This window comes from Amycolatopsis sp. NPDC058340 (assembly GCF_042723975.1).
Taxonomy (GTDB): Bacteria; Actinomycetota; Actinomycetes; order Mycobacteriales; family Pseudonocardiaceae; genus Amycolatopsis.
In genome coordinates this window covers 56,521-72,956 of the sequence record NZ_JBHXIB010000001.1, presented here as the reverse complement: position 1 = coordinate 72,956, position 16,436 = coordinate 56,521, and the positions used below count along the sequence as shown (strand labels likewise).

The following is a 16,436-nucleotide window of genomic DNA, read 5'->3' as shown; positions in this document are numbered from 1 at the left end:
GACGGTTTCAGGTCGTGTGTGCGCCAACGCGCGGTGCTAGACCGCATTTAGAGGACTAAATGCTGGTCACCAGACGTCGCCCGCCCGCCAGTCGCAGGTGATCTCCCCGTCCAGATCCAGGGTGACCCCCACCGGCAGCACATGGATCGACCCGTCGTCCTCCTTCGTCGCCTCGACGCCCGAAGGCGTCATGGCCGACGAAGTCCCGCGCCACAGCAGCCAGCCCCGCGACGCGTAGAACTCCAGCGCCTCGTCGGACGCCGAAAGCGCCCCGAGGTCGTACGCCTTCCGCAGGACGCGTTCCAGCGCGTCCATCATCGCGGCGCCGTGCCCGCGCCGCCGGTGATCCGACCGGACGGCGACCGCCTCGATATAACCCGTGCGGAGGACCCGGCCGTCGTGCACGAGGCGCCGCTGGACCAGCGACGCGTGCCCGATCAGCTCGCCTGCCTCCCAGACGAGCGTGTGCATGCCGCCGAGGGCGTTCTCCCAGTCGTGGTCGCTGAAATCGCCGTCGAAAGCGTCGTCCAGCAGAGCGCGTGCCGCCCTCAGCACGCCTGCTTCGAGGTCGGCGGTGTGCACGGTCCACAGGTCGGTCATTCCGCCATCATCACCCGGCGGCGGGCTTCTCACCAGCGACTTGTGATTCAGCAGCCGCACGAATGCCGGTGTATGAAGCGCGGCGCGAGCCGTACGGATTCGGGTCGTCGCTCAGGGTCGGTGATCCGGGCCAGCAGGAGTTCGACGGCCTTGCGCCCGATCTCCTCGATCGGCTGCGCCATCGTGGTGACCGCCGGGGTCACCTGCCCGGCCCACTCCATGTCGCCGTAGCCGACGATCGCGAGGTCGCGCCCGATCCGGATGCCGAGCCGGTGCGCCTCGTACTGGACGCCGATCATCATCGCCTCGCTCGCCACCACGAGCGCGGTCGGCGACGGCCAGCTGTCGAGCAGTTTCGCGGTCGCGGCGGCGGCTCCGCCCGGGGTCGACCGCCCGCAGGCGACCAGCTGCGACGTCCACCGGAGGCCGGAGCGGCCGAGGCCGAGCCGGTAGCCCAGCGCCCGCTCCTCGTAGGTGGTCACGTCCTCTTCGCCGGAGATGAAGCCGATCTTGCGGTGCCGCAGCCCCGCGAGATGCCGCACGAGCGCGCAGACGGCCTGGATGTTCTCGGAGCCGACCTGGTCGACGTCGTTGCGTCCGGCCATCCGGTCGACGAGCACGGTCGGCACACCCATCCGGACCAGCCCGTTGATCACCGCTTCGTCGCCGGCCGCCGGGACGAGCAGGACCCCGTCGACGCGGTCCGCCCGGAGCGCGCGGATGACCGCGGCCTCTTCGGCGACGCTGTCTCCGGTGTCGGCGAGGGTGATTTCGCAGCCGTGACGGCGTGCGGCGCGGCGGATGGCGCGGACGAGTTCACCCGAATACGGGTTCGCGTGCATCGCCATGGCCACCCCGAACCGGTGGGTGACAGGGGTGTCCTCCCACAGGGGTAACGCCGGGGACAATGCGGTCATCGCTCCACGCCTTCATCCGAGCTTGAATGACGGTAACGGCTGACGGAGCGTCGCTCGGCGGCGAGACCGGAAAGTCTCCCAACAATCATCAATGTGAGTGAACGAGAGCGCATCCGCAGGACGCGCGATGGCGGAGCGTAGGCGGAATCCGCATCGTCTGGGCCTTGCGTGCGGGATCGTTGATGCGGGCCAGCAACAGGCGCACCGCCTGTGTGCCTATCTCCTCGATCGGCTGGGCCATCGTGGTCAGCGGCGGATCGACCAGATCGGCCCACTCGACGTCGTCGTAGACCACCACCGGCAGGTCGACGCCCGCGCGCAGGCCGCGGCGCCGCAGCTCGTGCAGCACCCCGACCATCATGGTGTCGTTGGCGACCACGAGCGCCGTCGGCGGTTCCGGCAGCGCGAGCAGCGTGCTCAGCGCGAGCGCCCCACCCGCCTGCGAGGACTGTCCGCACGCGACCAGGTCCTCCGACCAGGTCAAACCCGAGCGGCCGAGCCCCAGCCGATAGCCGAGGATCCGCTCCTCGCTGGTGCTCAGCCCGGCCGTGCCGCTGATCATGCCGATCCGCTGATGCCCGAGCGACGCCAGATGCGCCGTCAGCGCCGACGTCGATTGGATGTTCTCCGCGCCGACCTGGTCGACGTCGGTGCGTGTGGAGAGCCGGTCGATGAGCACGGTCGGGACGTCCAGCGAGACGAGTTCGCCGATCACCGAACCGTCGCCCGGCGACGGCGTGATCAGCAGCCCGTCGACCCGGCGCGAACGCAGCGTCCGCACGGTCTCACGCTCGGTGTCGACGGTGTCGTGCGTGTCCGCGAGCAAGACCGTGTATCCGGCCAGGGCGGCTTCGCGTTCGATCGCCTGGATCAGTGCCGCGAAGTACGGGTTCGCGACCAGGGAGATCGCGACGCCGATCGACCGCGTCCCGCCGGTCACCAGCGAGCGGGCGATGGCGTCGCCGGTGTAGCCGGTCTGCTCGATCGCGCGCAGCACCGCCAGCTTGGTGTCCTCGGCCACCGCCCTCGTCCCGTTGACCACGTGGGAGACGGTGGTGATCGAGACTCCCGCCAGCTCGGCGATGTCGCGTTGGGTGGGGCGGGACGAGCGAGACGGGGGCATCAAACGTTCCTCGGTGAAGTCAGCTGGCAAGCGTTTGCGCAAACGCTTGCGACTGAGCATAACCCTGTCTACCTTCCGGTCCATCACGGACAGCCTTGAATCGGAGGGCATCCCCCATGAGACAGCGCAGTCTCGCCGCGCTAGCCATGGCCGCCGCACTCGCGGTGACCTCGGCCGGGTGCACCGTCGAACGCCACTGGGGTGGCGGATCGAACGCAGGCGGCGGTGGCAAGGCCAAGGTCGGCCTGGTCACCAAGACCGACACCAATCCCTACTTCGTGGAGCTGAGAGCGGCCGCCAAGGCCGCCGCCGAGGCGAACGGCGCGGAGTTCAGCGCGCTCGCCGGCCAGTTCGACGGCGACAACGACGGCCAGGTCCGGGCCATCGAGAACCTCATGCAGCAGGGTGCGAACACCATCCTGATCACGCCGAGTTCCTCGACCGGTGTCCTCGACGCCATCGACCGCGCCCGCAAGGCCGGGGTGCTGGTCATCGCGCTCGACACGGCGACCGAACCGGACACCGCCGTCGACGCCACCTTCGCGACGGACAACTTCGAGGCCGGACGTCAGCAGGGCGCGTACGTCAAGGCCGCCCTGAACGGCAAGCCGCCGAAGCTGTTCATGGTGGACGGGACCGCCGGGTCCACAGTGGACACTCAGCGGCACACCGGGTTCCTCAAGGGCATCGGGCTCACCGACGCGTCGCCGGAGATCAAGGGCAAGACGCCCGCGAACGGTGACCAGAGCCTCGCGCAGCAAGGCGTCGAAAACCTGCTGCAGCGCACCACCGACATCAACGCGGTCTACACGATGAACGAGCCGATGGGCCGCGGCACGTACGCCGCGCTCCAGGCCCGCGGTCTGGTGAACCAGATCGTGATGGGTTCGATCGACGGCGGCTGTGAAGGCGTCAAGAACGTGCGCGACGGCCAGTACGCCGCGACGGTCATGCAGTTCCCCAAGAAGATGGCCGAGCAGGGCGTCCTCGCCGCCGTCGAATACGCCAAGACCGGGAAGAAGCCGAGCGGGTTCGTCGACACCGGATCCGCGGTGATCACGGACAAGCCGATCCCCGGTGTGGAAAGCCAGGACACCAAGTGGGGCCTCGAGAACTGCTGGGGGACGAAGTGACTACCGCAACCCTCAAAGGCAACGAGCGGCCGTCGATCGGTGAGTTCTTCCTGCGCGCGCCGGCGGTCGGGCCCGCGCTGGCCTTGCTCGTCGCGATCGTGGTGTTCTCCCTTTCGACGGACACCTTCCTCGACCTCGACAACCTTTCCCTTGTGGTGCAACAGTCCCTGGTGATCGGCACGCTCGCGCTCGGGCAGACGCTGATCATCCTGACCGCGGGGATCGACCTGGCCAACGCGGCCGCGATGGTGCTCGCGACGCTGATCATGGCGAAGCTCGTGGTCGGCGGCGTCTCCGGGATCTGGGCGCTGCTGCTGGGAATCGTGGCGACCGTGGTGATCGGGATGGTCACCGGTTCGCTGGTCACCCGGATCAAACTGCCGCCGTTCATCGTCACGCTCGGCCTGCTCACCGTGCTCACCGCGGCCGCGAAACTGTTCGCGAGCGGGCAGGCCGTGCCGGTCGCCGACGAACTGCTCAAATGGCTCGGCACCCGCCGGTACCTGTTCGGCGGCATCCCGATCACCTACGGCATGACGCTGGCTTTGCTGATGTACCTGGGGCTTTGGTACGCGCTCACGCGGACGCCGTGGGGCAAGCACGTCTACGCGGTCGGCAACGCGCCGGAATCCGCGCGGCTGTCCGGGATCAAGGTCAACCGCACGATTCTTTCGGTGTACATCGTCGCCGGCGTGATCGTCGGGATCGCCGCCTGGCAGGCGCTCGGCCGCGTGCCGAACGCCGACCCGAACGCCTTCCAGCTCGGCAATCTCGACTCCATCACCGCGGTGGTGCTCGGCGGCGCGAGCCTGTTCGGCGGCCGGGGTTCGGTACTCGGCACGATGATGGGCGCGCTGGTCGTCGCGGTCCTTCGGTCCGGGCTGACCCAGCTCGGGGTGGACGCGCTCTACCAGGACGTCGCCACCGGCGCCCTGCTCATCGGCGCGGTCTGCGTCGACCGGTTCGCGAGGAGGCAGCAGTCATGACGACGCCCACGTTGTCCGCTCACGGACTGGTCAAACGCTACGGGCGGGTCACCGCCATCGACGGCGCCGACTTCGAACTGTTCCCCGGTGAAGTGCTCGCCGTCGTCGGCGACAACGGCGCCGGGAAGTCGAGCCTGATCAAAGCCCTTTCGGGCGCGGTGATCCCGGACTCCGGTGAGATCAAAGTGGACGGTCGGACCGTCCACTTCAAATCCCCTTTGGACGCCCGGCACTACGGGATCGAGACGGTGTACCAGGATCTCGCCGTCGCCCCCGCGCTCGACATCGCGTCGAACATGTTCCTGGGCAGGGAAAAGCGGCGCACGGACCTGTTCGGGCAGCTGTTCCGGAAGCTGGACACCGCGACGATGCGGGCCGACGCCCAGCGGATCCTCGACGAGCTCGGCATCAACATCAAATCCATCACGCAGCCGGTGGAGACGTTGTCGGGCGGCCAGCGCCAAGGTGTCGCGGTCGCGCGGGCGGCGGCCTTCGGGACCAAGGCGGTGATCATGGACGAGCCCACCGCCGCGCTCGGCGTCGCCGAATCGGGCAAGGTGCTCGATCTGATCAACCGCATCCGCGAACGCGGCCTGCCGGTGGTGCTGATCAGCCACAACATGCCGCATGTGTTCGACATCGCCGACCGCATCCACGTGCACCGCCTCGGCAAGCGGGTCGCGGTCGTCTCACCGAAGACGCACACCATGAACCAGGTCGTCGGCCTGCTCACGGGTGCGCTGAAGATCGGTGAGAACGGCGAGGTCGAAGAGGTCGCTTCAGCCGTCCACACCGGGTTGTGACCGTGAGAGTGCTGCTGGCGGGCCTGTGCACCGTCGACCAGATTCAGCGCGTCGCCGAGATCCCGGCGCCGGGCGAGAAGGTGCGTTCGCTGTCGATGGACGTCGCCGCCGGGGGGCCGGCGACGAACGCGGCGGTGACCGTGGCCGCGCTCGGGGCCGGAGCGACGTTGCTGACGGTCGCCGGTGCGCATCCGCTGGCGGCACTCGCCCGCGCCGACCTCGAGGCGCACGGCGTCGACCTGGTCGACCTCGACCCCGGACGGCCCGATCCGCCCGCGATCAGCGCCATCGTCGTCCGTGACTCCGACGGGGAACGCACCGTCGTCTCGCGCAACGCCCACGCTTCCTCGCGTTTCGTCCTCTCGATGCGGTCCTTGCACGCGCAACTACCGCATTCAGAGGACGAAATGCCGGGGTGTGTGCTCCTCGACGGGCACCATCCGGAAGTGGCGCTGGAGGTCGCGCGCTGGGCGAGGGAGCGGAAGGTGCCGGTGGTGCTCGACGCCGGGAGCTGGAAGCCGGTCTTCCCCGAACTCCTCCCGCTCGTCGACATCGCCGCGTGCTCGTCGCTGTATCGCGGGGACGACCCCCGCGAACACGGCGTTCCGGTGGTCATCACGACCGCCGGGCCCGAGCCGGTCCGCTGGTCGACGGCGGACGGATCCGGTGCAGTCCCCGTCCCCGTCACCCGGGCGCGTGACACGCTGGGCGCGGGCGACGTCTGGCACGGAGCTTTCGCGTACGCGGTCGCCAGGGGTACAGGGGATGTCCCGGGCTGGATCGGGTTCGCCAACGAGGTGGCCGCCGAACGGGTGCGGCATGAAGGACCGAGGTCGTGGACGGCCGCGGTCGCGAAGATGGGAGAAGGACAGCCATGAGTGCCATGCCTCCGGTGTTCGAGGACCTGTTGAGCAGGGCTCAGACGCTGGCGAAGCCGGGACAGCGCAGTGTGCTCGGCATCGTCGGCGCCCCCGCGTCCGGCAAGACGACACTGGCCTGGGGCCTGGCGAAGGCGCTGGGCACGAGGGCGGCCGTGGTCGGGATGGACGGTTTCCACCTGGCGCAGGTCGAACTGCAGCGGCTCGGGCGGGTGGAGCGCAAGGGCGCGCCGGACACCTTCGACGCCGCCGGGTACGTGCACCTGCTGCGCAGGCTCGCCGAAGGCCGCGAGACGGTCTACGCGCCCGAGTTCCGCAGGGAGATCGAGGAGCCGATCGCCGGCGCCGTCGCGGTCACGCCGGACGTTCCGCTGGTCATCACCGAGGGCAACTACCTGCTCATGCAGGACGACCCGTGGAGCGGCGTGAAGCCGATCCTCGCCGAGTCGTGGTTCCTCGCGCCGGACGAACCCGAGCGCATCGAGCGGCTCGTCTCGCGGCACCGCCGCTACGGCCGTTCGCTGGTCGAAGCGCGTCGCCGCGCGCTCGGTTCCGACCAGCGCAACGCCGATCTGATCGCGTCCACCAGCGGCCGGGCCGACCTGGTCCTCGAGAATCTGCCACTGGTTAACTTCGCCATATGAGTGGTGTTCTCGTCGTCACCGGCGGAAGCAAGGGCATCGGCGCGGCGGTCTGCGAATTGGCCGCCGCGCGCGGTTACGACGTCGTCGTCAACTACGCGGGCGACGCCGAAGCGGCCGAAGACGTCGCTTCGCGTGTCCGGAAGCACGGCGTCCAGGCGATCACCCGGCGCGGTGACGTCGCGTCCGAAGACGACGTGGTGGCCCTATTCGACGCCGCCGTCGAGCTCGGCCCGCTCGCCGGGCTGGTCGCGAACGCGGCCATCACCGGCAACACCCCCGGCCGGTTCGACGAGTACGAGGTCGACGTCGTCCGCCGCGTGGTCGACGTCAACGTCACGGGAGTCTTCCTGTGCGTCCGCGAGGGCATCCGCCGGATGTCCACCCGATACGGCGGTACGGGCGGCTCGATCGTGACGGTGTCCTCCACCGCCGCGCGCACCGGCTCGCCCGGGGAATGGGTCCATTACGCGGGCACCAAGGCCGCGGTGGAAACGATGACCTACGGCGTCGCGCAAGAAGTGGCGAAAGAATCCGTCCGGGTCAACGCGGTCGCACCGGGCATGATCCACACCGGACTGCACGCCGCGGCGGGCTTGCCCGATCGGATGGAGCGGATCGCCCCCACCATCCCGATGGGACGGGCGGGCGAACCCGGCGAAGTCGCGGAAGCCGTGCTGTGGCTGCTTTCCCCGGCGGCGTCGTACACCACCGGGACGGTGCTGACCGTCGGCGGAGGGCGTTGACACCCGGGGCCACGGAGCGGTCACGGGGCGATATCGGGTCCGCGTGCGGTTCAGCCACTTTTTAACACTGTTTCCCGGCGGATATCACGATTCATGTGGGAAGTCGGCGGATCACCTCGGCGCCCGAGGCGGCTGTGTCACCCTGGTGGCGCCCCCAAGCTTCTTGATCAGGACGGTCATCCCCGATGTCCAAGCTCATGTCTGTGCACCACCTGGCACTCACCGTGACCGATGTGGATCGGAGCGTGCCCTGGTACGCCCGTGTGCTCGAACTCGAGGAGTTCACGCGTCGCGAAGACCCGGAGACGGGACTGCGGAAGGTCGTGCTCAGGTCGCCGAGCGAAGGTTTCGCCGTGGTGCTCGTCGAGCACCAGGACACCGAGCGGCCGCGGTTCGACGAACGCCGGACAGGTCTGGACCACGTGGCGTTCAAGGTCTCTTCGCGGTCTGAGCTGGCCGAATGGGAAGCGCGGCTCTCGGAATACGGTGTCGTCTACTCGCCGTCGAAGGGATCACGGACCTTGGCGGGCTCGTCGGTCATCGTGTTCCGCGACCCCGATGGGATCCAGCTGGAGATCTGGGCCGACCCCGAGGTCTAGGTCGTGCTCTCTTCGGGCTCTTCGGCGGGACGCCGCATCTCCTGGCGGTAGCGGAGCACGCCGTAGGCCGTGCCCACCACGAAGAACGCGACACTGATCCACAAGGCCGCCGTCTTGACCCACGGCAGCTGGTCCAGCAGGCCGGCGCCGTAGTAGCCGAGCAGTACCAGCGTCGGCACCCAGAGCAGCCCGCCGAGCGCGGTCGCGAGGGCGAACCGGCGCGGATCCATCCGCGCGGTCCCCGCGATGAGCGGCGCCAGCGTGCGGATCCACGGGATCCAGCGCGCGGCGACGATGGCGAAGAAGCCCTTGCGATCCAGGAACGCCCTGGCACGGTCGAGGTTGTGCCGGTTCAGCACCTTGCCGCCGCGGCGGGCGATCAGTTTCGTGCCCGTGGTCCGGCCGATGTAATAGCCGACCTGGTTGCCGAGGATCGCGACGAGCAGCGCGGCGGCCGAGAGCAGCCAGGCGTTCAGGTCGGAGCCGTGCTGCGCGAGGACGACTCCGGCCGCGAACAGCAGGGAGTCGCCGGGCAGGAACAGCCCGATGATCAGCGCGCACTCCACGAAGATGAAGCTCAGCACGATCACCCAGACGAGCACCGGCCCGGCGGTGTCGAGCCAGCTCACCCCGATGCCTGCGGCCTCGGTGTACACCTCACTCACGACGCGAGCCTACGTGTACTTCGCGAACCGCACTTCACCGAACGGTGGAATCGGGGTGTCAACGGTCCGGTCACCTGCGGCGAGAGTGGCGATTCGGGGCAGAGCCGACCGTGTCCCGGCCACCTGCTGCCGGGTGGTTTCGCGTGACTGGAGGGACGGCACACGTGATCAGACGGACGACACGCGTGTCCAGCTGGACGACTCTCGGCGAAATCCGGGGGCGATCGTGTCGTCCATCCCGTCACGCGTGTCGTCCGTCTGATCACGCGTGACGTCCGGCCGGTCATGCCATGAACGGGCCGTTCCCCGCGAAATTCGCAAGGAACGGCCCGTTCACAGCGCTTGACCTCAGTGCTCGACGAGTTCGTCGAGCGCCTGGTCGTAGCTCAGCCGCACGTCGTGTTCGGCCTGGTCGCCGCCCAGCAGCTCGACCCGGCTGGTCGCGGGCGGGTAGCCGCTGGCGATCACCGTGTAGGTCCCGGCGGGCAGGTCGCTGACCGTGTAGTTGCCCTCCGCGTCGGTCCTCGCCACGGCGGCGACGCCACCCGAGGCGTCGAGCACGGTGATCCGCGCGTCCGGCACCACCCGGTCCCCGTCGGTGCGGGCGACCCCGCTGAGCAGGATCGTGCTGACCAGTTCGACGTCGTGGCGCAGCATCCCGGAGCCGGTGGCGGTCAGCGTCGCGGCGACCGGCCGGAACCAGCGGCCGCTGGCGACGATCGTGTACCGCCCGCCCACGATGCCGGTGAACGAGTAGACGCCGTTCTCGTTCGTGTGCGTCCTGGCCACCTGGTTGCCGTTGTGGTCGATCAGGGTCAGCGCCGCACCCGCGACGTTGGTCGCGTCGTCCCGGCGGACATGCCCGCTGATCTGCGCGGATCCCGCCCGGTAGGCGCCGTTCCCGTTGGTCATCGCGTGCTTGCCCGGTTCGACGGGCGCGGTCACCACGGTCTTCTCGGAAGCCGTTTCGGCAGGCACGTCTTCCTCTTCGAGGAGTGCTTCGCCGCCTTCGAGAGCCGAAGCCGCCGAAGGAGCCGAGCCGCCGAGCAGCGGGATCTCCTTCATGAACATCAGCACCAGTGTCGCCAGCAGCGCGACCGCGCCCGCCACGTAGAACACCGTCGTGATCGACTCGGTGAAGCCGATCAGCACCGGGGTCTTGATGGCCTCGGGCAGGCTCGCGATACCGCTCGTGTTCGACTGGATGTCGCCGAGCGCCGCGGCACCGGGGCCGCTCGGCGGGTTGCCGCCGAACGCCTTGGTGATGTTGCCCGGCAGGACGTTGAACAGGATCGTCAGGAACACCGCGACACCCGCGGTACCACCGATCTGCCGGAAGAACGTCGCCGACGCGGTCGAGACACCCATGTCGCTGCGCGGGCCCGCGTTCTGCACCGCGATGATCAGCGTCTGCATGCAGGCACCGAGGCCGAGACCGATGATCGCGGCCGCGACCAGCGGGTGCCACAGCGCGCTGTTGTACTCGACCTGCGCGAAGAAGAACGCGCCCGCCGCGATCAGCAGCGTGCCGACCACCGGGAACACCTTGTAGCGCCCGGTCTTGCTGGTGATCTGGCCCGAGATGATCGAACCGCTCATGATGCCCGCCATCAGCGGGATCATCAGCAGACCCGATTCGGTCGGCGAGAACTCCTGAACCACCTGCATGTACTGCGGGATCATCATGATCGCGCCGAACATCGCGACACCGACGATGATGCCGCCGACGATCGCGACCGTGAAGGTCGAGTTCTTGAACAGCCGCAACGGGATCAGCGCCGCGTCCTTCATCAGCTTCTCGATGAAGATGAAGGCGACCACGCCGATGCCGCCGATGACGTAGCAGATGATCGCGTTCTGCGAGCCCCAGCCCCACTTGTTGCCCTGCTCGGCGACGATCAGGAACGGCACCACGGCGACGACGAGCGCGAGCCCGCCCCACCAGTCGATCTTGTGGTCGTGGCGCTGGTGCGGCACGTTGAGCACGCGGGCCACCACGAACAGCGCGACGATCGCGATCGGCACGTTGATCAGGAACACCCAGCGCCAGCCGGCGATGTCGTAGCCGAAGACGCTGCCGAGCTTGTCGAAGTCGGCGAAGAAGCCGCCGAGCACCGGGCCCAGCACGGTGGAGATACCGAACACGGCGAGGAAGTAGCCCTGGTAGCGGGCGCGTTCCCGCGGCGGCACGATGTCGCCCATGATCGTCATCGCCAGCGACATCAGACCGCCGGCGCCGAGGCCCTGGATCGCGCGGAACGCGGCCAGCTCGTACATGGACGTCGCGAACGCCGAAGCGATCGAGCCGACCAGGAAGATCGAGATCGCCGCGATGTAGAACGGCTTGCGCCCGTAGATGTCGGACAGCTTGCCGTAGATCGGCGTGACGATCGTCGAGGTGATCAGGTAGGCCGTGGTGATCCAGGCCTGCAGGTCGAACCCGTTGAGGTCGTTCGCGATCCGGACGATCGAGGTGCCGACGATCGTCTGGTCGAGTGCCGCCAGGAACATGCCCGACATCAGGCCGATCAGGATCGTGACGATCTGACGGTGACTGAGCCGGGGACCATCTTCGTGGATGGCTGGCGGACTTTCTACGGTGGAACTCATTGCTTCAGGCCCCCTTGGCCTTCGACGCCGACGCGGGGTCGGCGAACTGTGGAGATGTTCTTTCGATGTCGTTGTTCAGCCGGTTGAACAGCGAGTTGAGGGTCTTCCGGTCCTCGTCGGACCAGTCGCCGAGCACCTCGGCCAGCCACTGGTTCCGCTGCTTGCGGTTCTCCTCGAAGACCCGGAGTCCTTCGGCGGTCGGTGCGAGCAGGCAGGCGCGGCCGTCTTCGGGATCGGCCAGGCGCTCGACCAGCCCGTGCTGGACGAGGGAGCTCGACTGCCTGCTGATGGTCGAGATCTCGGAGTGCAGGAACTCGGCGAGTTTGCTGGTCCGCTGGGGGCCGACGTGGATGAGGCAGAAGAGGATCGCGTACGCGGCCCGCTCGATGCCGTCCGGTCCCTGCTTGGACACCTGGGACTTGGCCCGGTTGACCAGGCGAACGAGCCGCACGAGCTCATGCCCGAGGGTGTCGGCCAGATCGAGGTCGGACTTCGACCTGGTGCCGGGTGTCGTGGGTGTCATGGTGGGTCTCTCTCGCCGGTTGCTTGGTCACTGCAACTAGTTGTCTAGAGCAAGGATGTTCCTCTCAAGGGAGGTTCGCAAGAAGAAAGTGACGTTGTGTGTCCGATGACACTTTAGTTGCCGCATGCAAGCACATTTATTCGTGCATGTTTGTCCGGTTCGCCCTGAGCTGCACTTTTGCTTTGATGGAGTCATGACCGACTCCGCGCTCTACGCGATCCTCGCCGCTCGAAACTTCGGCACCCTCGCCACCATCAAACGGGACGGGCGGCCCCAGCTGTCGACCGTCAACTACCTCTACGACGCGGACGCCGGCGCGATCCTGATCTCGATCACCGCGCCCCGGGCCAAGACCAAGAACCTCCAGCGTGACCCGCGGGCGACGTTCCACGTGTCGACCGAGAGCGGCGACGGCTACGTCGTCGTCGAGGGGCCGGCGGTGCTCACGCCGACCGCCGCTTCGCGTGACGACGCGACCGTCGACGCGCTCGTGGACCACTACCGGCGGGCGCGGGGCGAGCATCCGGACTGGGACGAATTCCGCGACGCCATGGTCGCCGACCAGCGGGTGTTGCTGACCATCCCGATCGAGCGCGTCTACGGCATCCAGATGTAGATCTCCTGCGTTTCGTCCTCCGAATGCGGTCCTTGCGCGTGCAACTACCGCATTCAGAGGACGAAACGCGTCAGCGGGCGATGCGGGCCTTGATCTCGTCGATCCGGTCGAGCAAGGGGCTCGCGTCGTCCCGGCCGAGCGCGGCCCGCAGGTAGAGGCCGTCGCCCACCAGGATGACCAGTTCGGCGGTCAGCGGGTCGGCGACGTGCTCACTGATCAGGTCGTGGACCTTCTGGTTGTAGACCTGCACGACCTCGGAGACCCGTGGCTCGTTGAGCATGATCCGGAGCGTCGCCATGGTCGTGCGGTGCAGTGCCTTGCGCTCGGTGACGTCGGTGATCGCCGTCCGCAGGTACCAGGAAACGACGCCTTCGGGCGCCTTTTGCGCCTCTTTGAGATCCGCCTCCGACAACGTGGCGAGACGTTCCATCAGGCCGTCGACCAGGGCTTCCTTGGAGCCGAAGTGGTAGAGAAGGCCGCCCTTCGACACCCCGGCGTGCGCGGCGACGGCGTCGAGGGTGACCCCGCCGGGGCCTTGCTCGATGAGGATCTCCTCGTACGAGTCGAGGATGCGTTCCTTCGCGGTGGGCTTCGCCATATCAGTTGACTATACCGTCTGGACGGTTTACTTTCGAACGAGGCGGTAACTGTACCGTCCGGACGGTTTAGCTAAAGGAGAGTGCGCCATGGCGGGGCGCAAGCAGTGGTGGGCGTTGGCGGTACTGGTGCTTCCGGTGCTGCTGATCAGCGTGGACATGACGGTGCTCGGATTCGCGCTGCCGTTCCTGTCCGAGGATCTGGCGCCCACCGGTGCGGAGCAGTTGTGGATCGTCGACATCTACTCGTTCATGCTGGCGGGCCTGCTGGTCCTGATGGGCACGCTCGGCGACCGCATCGGCCGTCGCAAGCTGCTGCTCATGGGTGCCGCGGCGTTCGGTGCCGCGTCGGTGCTCGCGGCCTTCTCGACCAGCGCGTTCATGCTGATCATCGCGAGGGCGCTGCTCGGCGTCGGCGGCGCGACGCTGATGCCGTCGACGCTGTCGCTGATCCGCAGCATCTTCGTCGACCCCAAACAGCGCCGGATCGCGATCGCGGTGTGGAGCGCCGGATTCTCCGGCGGGATGGCGCTCGGGCCGGTGCTGGGTGGCTGGCTGCTGGAGCACTTCTGGTGGGGTTCGGTATTCCTCATCAACGTCCCGGTGATGCTGGTGCTGCTGGTTGTCGGACCGTTCGTGCTGCCGGAGGCGCGTGACCCGAAGCCGGGCCGGTTCGACCCGCTGTCGGCGCTGCTGTCGCTGGCCGCGATGCTGCCGGTGGTCTACGGCATCAAGCTGGTCGCCGAAGACGGCTTCACGGTGAAGGCCGCGATCAGCGTCCTGATCGGGCTCGGGCTCGGCATCGTGTTCGTCCGCAGGCAGAACCGCCTCGACGAGCCGATGCTCGACCTGAAGCTGTTCTCGAACCGGGCCTTCAGCGGTTCCGTCGTGACGAACATGCTCGGCGTGTTCGCCATGGTCGGCCTGCTGTTCCTGGTGCCGCAGTACCTGCAGCTGGTACTCGGGCTGAGCCCGGTCGTCGCGGCGCTGTGGATGCTGCCGGCGACGGTCGCCGGTGTCGTGGGCGCGCTTCTCGCGGCTTGGCTCGCTAAGCGGATCCGGGTGTCCCTGCTGGTCAGCGGCGGTCTCCTGATCGCGGCGGTCGGTTTCCTCGCCTTGACCCAGGTGTCGTCCGGCGGCGGGCTCGCGTACGTCGTGGTGGCGTTCACGCTGCTCGGGGGCGGTGTCGCCCTCTCGGAGACGCTGACGAACGACCTGGTCATCTCGGCTGCCCCGGCCGAACGGGCAGGCGCGGCTTCGGCGATCTCCGAGACCGGGTTCGAGCTGGGTGGCGCGCTCGGCACGGCCATCCTCGGCAGTGTCGCGACCGCGGTTTACCGGTCCGGGCTGCCGGAGGGGACGGCCGAGTCCGCCAGGGACACGCTCGGTGGCGCGGTCGCGACCGCGCAGCGACTCGACCCCGCTTCGGGGCAGGCGCTCCTGGAATCGGCTCGCGAGGCCTTCACCCAGGGGATGCACGTCACCGCATGGGCAGGCGTCGCCGTGCTCGTCTATACAGGTGTTCAGGCCTTCGTTTTGCTAGATCGGAAAAAAAATTCCGCAGTGCGGAGCTGATCCGGCCTACGATGAGGGTATGAACAACCACGCCCTGGTCACCCGTCTCCGCGAGCAGCTCGGCGACGCCGCGGTGCTCACCGACACCGACGTCACGGACGCGTACTCGCGCGACATGATGCCGTTGGCCGACAGCGGCAAGCCGCTCGCGGTGGTCCTGCCGTCCGACGTGGAAGGTGTGCAGGCCGTGGTCAAGGCCTGTGCGGAATTCGAGGTGCCGATCGTGCCCCGCGGCGCCGGCAGTGGTCTGTCCGGCGCCGCGAACGCGATCGACGGTTGTGTCGTGCTGGTGCTGACGAAGCTCGACAAGATCGTCGAGATCGACGAAGGCAACCGGCTCGCCGTCGTGCAGCCCGGCGTGGTGAACCTCGATTTCCGCAACGCGGTGGAGAAGCACGGCCTGTTCTATCCGCCGGACCCGTCGAGCTACGACTGGTGCACCATCGGCGGGAACCTGTCCACCAACGCCGGCGGGCTGTGCTGCGTGAAGTACGGCGTCACCACGGATTCCGTGCTGGGACTGGAAGTCGTGCTCGCCGACGGCTCCGTGCTGAAGACCGGGCGCCGCACCGTGAAGGGCGTCGCGGGCTACGACCTCGCGCGGCTCTTCGTCGGCAGTGAGGGCACGCTCGGCGTGATCACGCAGGCGACCGTCGCGCTGAAACCGTTGCCGCAACTGCCCGCCACGCTCGTCGCCGCCTTCAACAGCACGGAGGCCGCGGGCGAGGCCGTCGCGCGGGTCGTGCGTGAAGGCCTGGTGCCGTCGCTGATGGAGATCATGGACGCGACGTCGATCAAGGCCGCCGAGGCCTACCTCAAGACCGACCTCGGCACGAGCTCGGACTGCAAAGCCTTGCTGCTCGCGCAATCCGACTCCGGCGGCGAGGCCGCGCGGCGGGAACTCGCCGCGCTGGAACAGATCTGCGTCGACTGCGGCGCGGATCTGGCCTATGCCACCGAGGATCTCGAAGAGGGCAAGATGCTGCTGCAGGCGCGGCGGGTCGTGCTGACCGCGCTGGAGATGTACGGCGTCTGGCTGACCGACGACGTCTGCGTGCCGCGCACGCGCATCGCCGAGCTGATCGCCGGCTGCGAGCGGATCAGCGAAGAGGTGGGGCTGCGGATCGCCGTCGTCGGCCACGCCGGTGACGGGAACATGCACCCGACGATCGTCTACGCGCCCGATTCCGAGGAGGAGTTCGCCCGCGCGCGGATCGCCTTCGACGCGATCCTCGACGTGGCCCTGTCGCTGGGCGGGACGGTCACCGGCGAGCACGGTATCGGCCGGATCAAACGCGAGTGGCTGGAGAAGGAGATCGGCGAGGTCGGCATCCAGGTGCACCGGCAGATCAAGCGGGCGCTGGACCCGGGGAACCTCTTCAACCCGGGCTCGATGTTCTCCCTCTGACCTCGTGAGTGGTAAGG

At 68.1% G+C, this 16,436-nt stretch carries 17 protein-coding genes; 10 read left to right on the top strand and 7 right to left on the bottom strand.

The annotated features are described in order from the left end of the window. Nucleotides 1-66 precede the first annotated feature (66 nt). The 3 genes from ACFWIW_RS00355 to ACFWIW_RS00345 form a co-directional block, all read right to left on the bottom strand. Nucleotides 67-600 carry a GNAT family N-acetyltransferase gene (locus tag ACFWIW_RS00355; RefSeq protein WP_378366420.1) on the bottom strand — a complete coding sequence of 178 codons (534 nt, stop codon included), beginning with the start codon at nucleotides 598-600 and terminating at the stop codon, nucleotides 67-69. 47 nt (nucleotides 601-647) lie between these two features. Beyond that, nucleotides 648-1,517, bottom strand: coding sequence for a LacI family DNA-binding transcriptional regulator (locus ACFWIW_RS00350; protein ID WP_378366419.1), 870 nt, complete (start codon nucleotides 1,515-1,517; stop codon nucleotides 648-650). 88 nt (nucleotides 1,518-1,605) lie between these two features. Next, nucleotides 1,606-2,640: a LacI family DNA-binding transcriptional regulator gene (locus tag ACFWIW_RS00345; protein ID WP_378366418.1), complete on the bottom strand. Its 1,035-nt coding sequence runs from the start codon at nucleotides 2,638-2,640 to the stop codon at nucleotides 1,606-1,608. Between the two features lie 116 nt (nucleotides 2,641-2,756). On the opposite strand from ACFWIW_RS00345, the gene ACFWIW_RS00340 reads away from it, so the two are divergent. The 7 genes from ACFWIW_RS00340 to ACFWIW_RS00310 all read left to right on the top strand — a co-directional run bounded on the left by ACFWIW_RS00340 (nucleotide 2,757) and on the right by ACFWIW_RS00310 (nucleotide 8,426). Beyond that, on the top strand, nucleotides 2,757-3,773 hold the full coding sequence (locus ACFWIW_RS00340) for a substrate-binding domain-containing protein (protein WP_378366417.1): 1,017 nt from the start codon (nucleotides 2,757-2,759) through the stop codon (nucleotides 3,771-3,773). Continuing rightward, nucleotides 3,770-4,759 carry an ABC transporter permease gene (locus tag ACFWIW_RS00335; protein ID WP_016338121.1) on the top strand — a complete coding sequence of 330 codons (990 nt, stop codon included), beginning with the start codon at nucleotides 3,770-3,772 and terminating at the stop codon, nucleotides 4,757-4,759. The genes ACFWIW_RS00340 and ACFWIW_RS00335 overlap by 4 nt, the downstream gene beginning before the upstream one ends. Beyond that, nucleotides 4,756-5,562 carry an ATP-binding cassette domain-containing protein gene (locus tag ACFWIW_RS00330; RefSeq protein WP_378366416.1) on the top strand — a complete coding sequence of 269 codons (807 nt, stop codon included), beginning with the start codon at nucleotides 4,756-4,758 and terminating at the stop codon, nucleotides 5,560-5,562. Before ACFWIW_RS00335 ends, ACFWIW_RS00330 begins: the two co-directional genes overlap by 4 nt. Before the next feature lie 8 nt (nucleotides 5,563-5,570). Continuing rightward, nucleotides 5,571-6,440, top strand: a complete 870-nt coding sequence (locus ACFWIW_RS00325; RefSeq protein ID WP_378366898.1) for a PfkB family carbohydrate kinase — start codon at nucleotides 5,571-5,573, stop codon at nucleotides 6,438-6,440. Next, nucleotides 6,437-7,084, top strand: a complete 648-nt coding sequence (locus tag ACFWIW_RS00320) for a nucleoside/nucleotide kinase family protein (protein WP_016338118.1) — start codon at nucleotides 6,437-6,439, stop codon at nucleotides 7,082-7,084. The genes ACFWIW_RS00325 and ACFWIW_RS00320 overlap by 4 nt, the downstream gene beginning before the upstream one ends. Then, entirely contained in the window at nucleotides 7,081-7,827 is a 747-nt protein-coding gene (locus tag ACFWIW_RS00315) for an SDR family oxidoreductase (protein WP_378366415.1), read from the top strand. Before ACFWIW_RS00320 ends, ACFWIW_RS00315 begins: the two co-directional genes overlap by 4 nt. Before the next feature lie 185 nt (nucleotides 7,828-8,012). Further along, a complete protein-coding gene (locus ACFWIW_RS00310; protein ID WP_378366414.1) occupies nucleotides 8,013-8,426 on the top strand; it encodes a VOC family protein in 414 nt (137 codons plus the stop codon). Here ACFWIW_RS00310 and ACFWIW_RS00305 read toward each other — a convergent pair. The 3 genes from ACFWIW_RS00305 to ACFWIW_RS00295 all read right to left on the bottom strand — a co-directional run bounded on the left by ACFWIW_RS00305 (nucleotide 8,423) and on the right by ACFWIW_RS00295 (nucleotide 12,224). After that, nucleotides 8,423-9,091: a DedA family protein gene (locus ACFWIW_RS00305; RefSeq protein ID WP_378366413.1), complete on the bottom strand. Its 669-nt coding sequence runs from the start codon at nucleotides 9,089-9,091 to the stop codon at nucleotides 8,423-8,425. The genes ACFWIW_RS00310 and ACFWIW_RS00305 overlap by 4 nt on opposite strands. Nucleotides 9,092-9,439: 348 nt before the next feature. Next, complete coding sequence (locus ACFWIW_RS00300; protein WP_378366412.1) at nucleotides 9,440-11,701, bottom strand: MFS transporter; 2,262 nt, start codon at nucleotides 11,699-11,701, stop codon at nucleotides 9,440-9,442. Between the two features lie 4 nt (nucleotides 11,702-11,705). Continuing rightward, nucleotides 11,706-12,224: a MarR family winged helix-turn-helix transcriptional regulator gene (locus ACFWIW_RS00295; protein ID WP_378366411.1), complete on the bottom strand. Its 519-nt coding sequence runs from the start codon at nucleotides 12,222-12,224 to the stop codon at nucleotides 11,706-11,708. Between the two features lie 193 nt (nucleotides 12,225-12,417). Here ACFWIW_RS00295 and ACFWIW_RS00290 point away from each other — a divergent pair, with 193 nt between their 5' ends. Then, entirely contained in the window at nucleotides 12,418-12,840 is a 423-nt protein-coding gene (locus tag ACFWIW_RS00290; RefSeq protein ID WP_192747130.1) for a PPOX class F420-dependent oxidoreductase, read from the top strand. Nucleotides 12,841-12,910: 70 nt separating this feature from the next. Here ACFWIW_RS00290 and ACFWIW_RS00285 read toward each other — a convergent pair whose 3' ends face one another. Then, nucleotides 12,911-13,438, bottom strand: a complete 528-nt coding sequence (locus ACFWIW_RS00285) for a TetR/AcrR family transcriptional regulator (RefSeq protein ID WP_378366410.1) — start codon at nucleotides 13,436-13,438, stop codon at nucleotides 12,911-12,913. Nucleotides 13,439-13,526: 88 nt separating this feature from the next. On the opposite strand from ACFWIW_RS00285, the gene ACFWIW_RS00280 reads away from it, so the two are divergent. Together ACFWIW_RS00280 and ACFWIW_RS00275 are read left to right on the top strand one after the other, a co-directional pair. Then, entirely contained in the window at nucleotides 13,527-15,011 is a 1,485-nt protein-coding gene (locus tag ACFWIW_RS00280; protein ID WP_378366409.1) for an MFS transporter, read from the top strand. A 19-nt stretch (nucleotides 15,012-15,030) separates the two neighbouring features. Continuing rightward, the gene (locus ACFWIW_RS00275) at nucleotides 15,031-16,419 is read left to right on the top strand and encodes an FAD-binding oxidoreductase (protein WP_378366408.1); all 1,389 of its coding nucleotides are present in this window, start codon (nucleotides 15,031-15,033) and stop codon (nucleotides 16,417-16,419) included. Nucleotides 16,420-16,436 lie beyond the last annotated feature (17 nt).

Bases quoted from the DNA above. Each gene is read 5' to 3' on its own strand.
- ACFWIW_RS00355 (WP_378366420.1), bottom strand. From the start codon at position 600: ATGACCGACCTGTGGACCGTGCACACCGCCGACCTCGAAGCAGGCGTG.
- ACFWIW_RS00350 (WP_378366419.1), bottom strand. From the start codon at position 1,517: ATGACCGCATTGTCCCCGGCGTTACCCCTGTGGGAGGACACCCCTGTC.
- ACFWIW_RS00345 (WP_378366418.1), bottom strand. From the start codon at position 2,640: ATGCCCCCGTCTCGCTCGTCCCGCCCCACCCAACGCGACATCGCCGAG.
- ACFWIW_RS00340 (WP_378366417.1), top strand. From the start codon at position 2,757: ATGAGACAGCGCAGTCTCGCCGCGCTAGCCATGGCCGCCGCACTCGCG.
- ACFWIW_RS00330 (WP_378366416.1), top strand. From the start codon at position 4,756: ATGACGACGCCCACGTTGTCCGCTCACGGACTGGTCAAACGCTACGGG.
- ACFWIW_RS00320 (WP_016338118.1), top strand. From the start codon at position 6,437: ATGAGTGCCATGCCTCCGGTGTTCGAGGACCTGTTGAGCAGGGCTCAG.
- ACFWIW_RS00315 (WP_378366415.1), top strand. From the start codon at position 7,081: ATGAGTGGTGTTCTCGTCGTCACCGGCGGAAGCAAGGGCATCGGCGCG.
- ACFWIW_RS00310 (WP_378366414.1), top strand. From the start codon at position 8,013: ATGTCCAAGCTCATGTCTGTGCACCACCTGGCACTCACCGTGACCGAT.
- ACFWIW_RS00300 (WP_378366412.1), bottom strand. From the start codon at position 11,701: ATGAGTTCCACCGTAGAAAGTCCGCCAGCCATCCACGAAGATGGTCCC.
- ACFWIW_RS00295 (WP_378366411.1), bottom strand. From the start codon at position 12,224: ATGACACCCACGACACCCGGCACCAGGTCGAAGTCCGACCTCGATCTG.
- ACFWIW_RS00290 (WP_192747130.1), top strand. From the start codon at position 12,418: ATGACCGACTCCGCGCTCTACGCGATCCTCGCCGCTCGAAACTTCGGC.
- ACFWIW_RS00285 (WP_378366410.1), bottom strand. From the start codon at position 13,438: ATGGCGAAGCCCACCGCGAAGGAACGCATCCTCGACTCGTACGAGGAG.
- ACFWIW_RS00280 (WP_378366409.1), top strand. From the start codon at position 13,527: ATGGCGGGGCGCAAGCAGTGGTGGGCGTTGGCGGTACTGGTGCTTCCG.
- ACFWIW_RS00275 (WP_378366408.1), top strand. From the start codon at position 15,031: ATGAACAACCACGCCCTGGTCACCCGTCTCCGCGAGCAGCTCGGCGAC.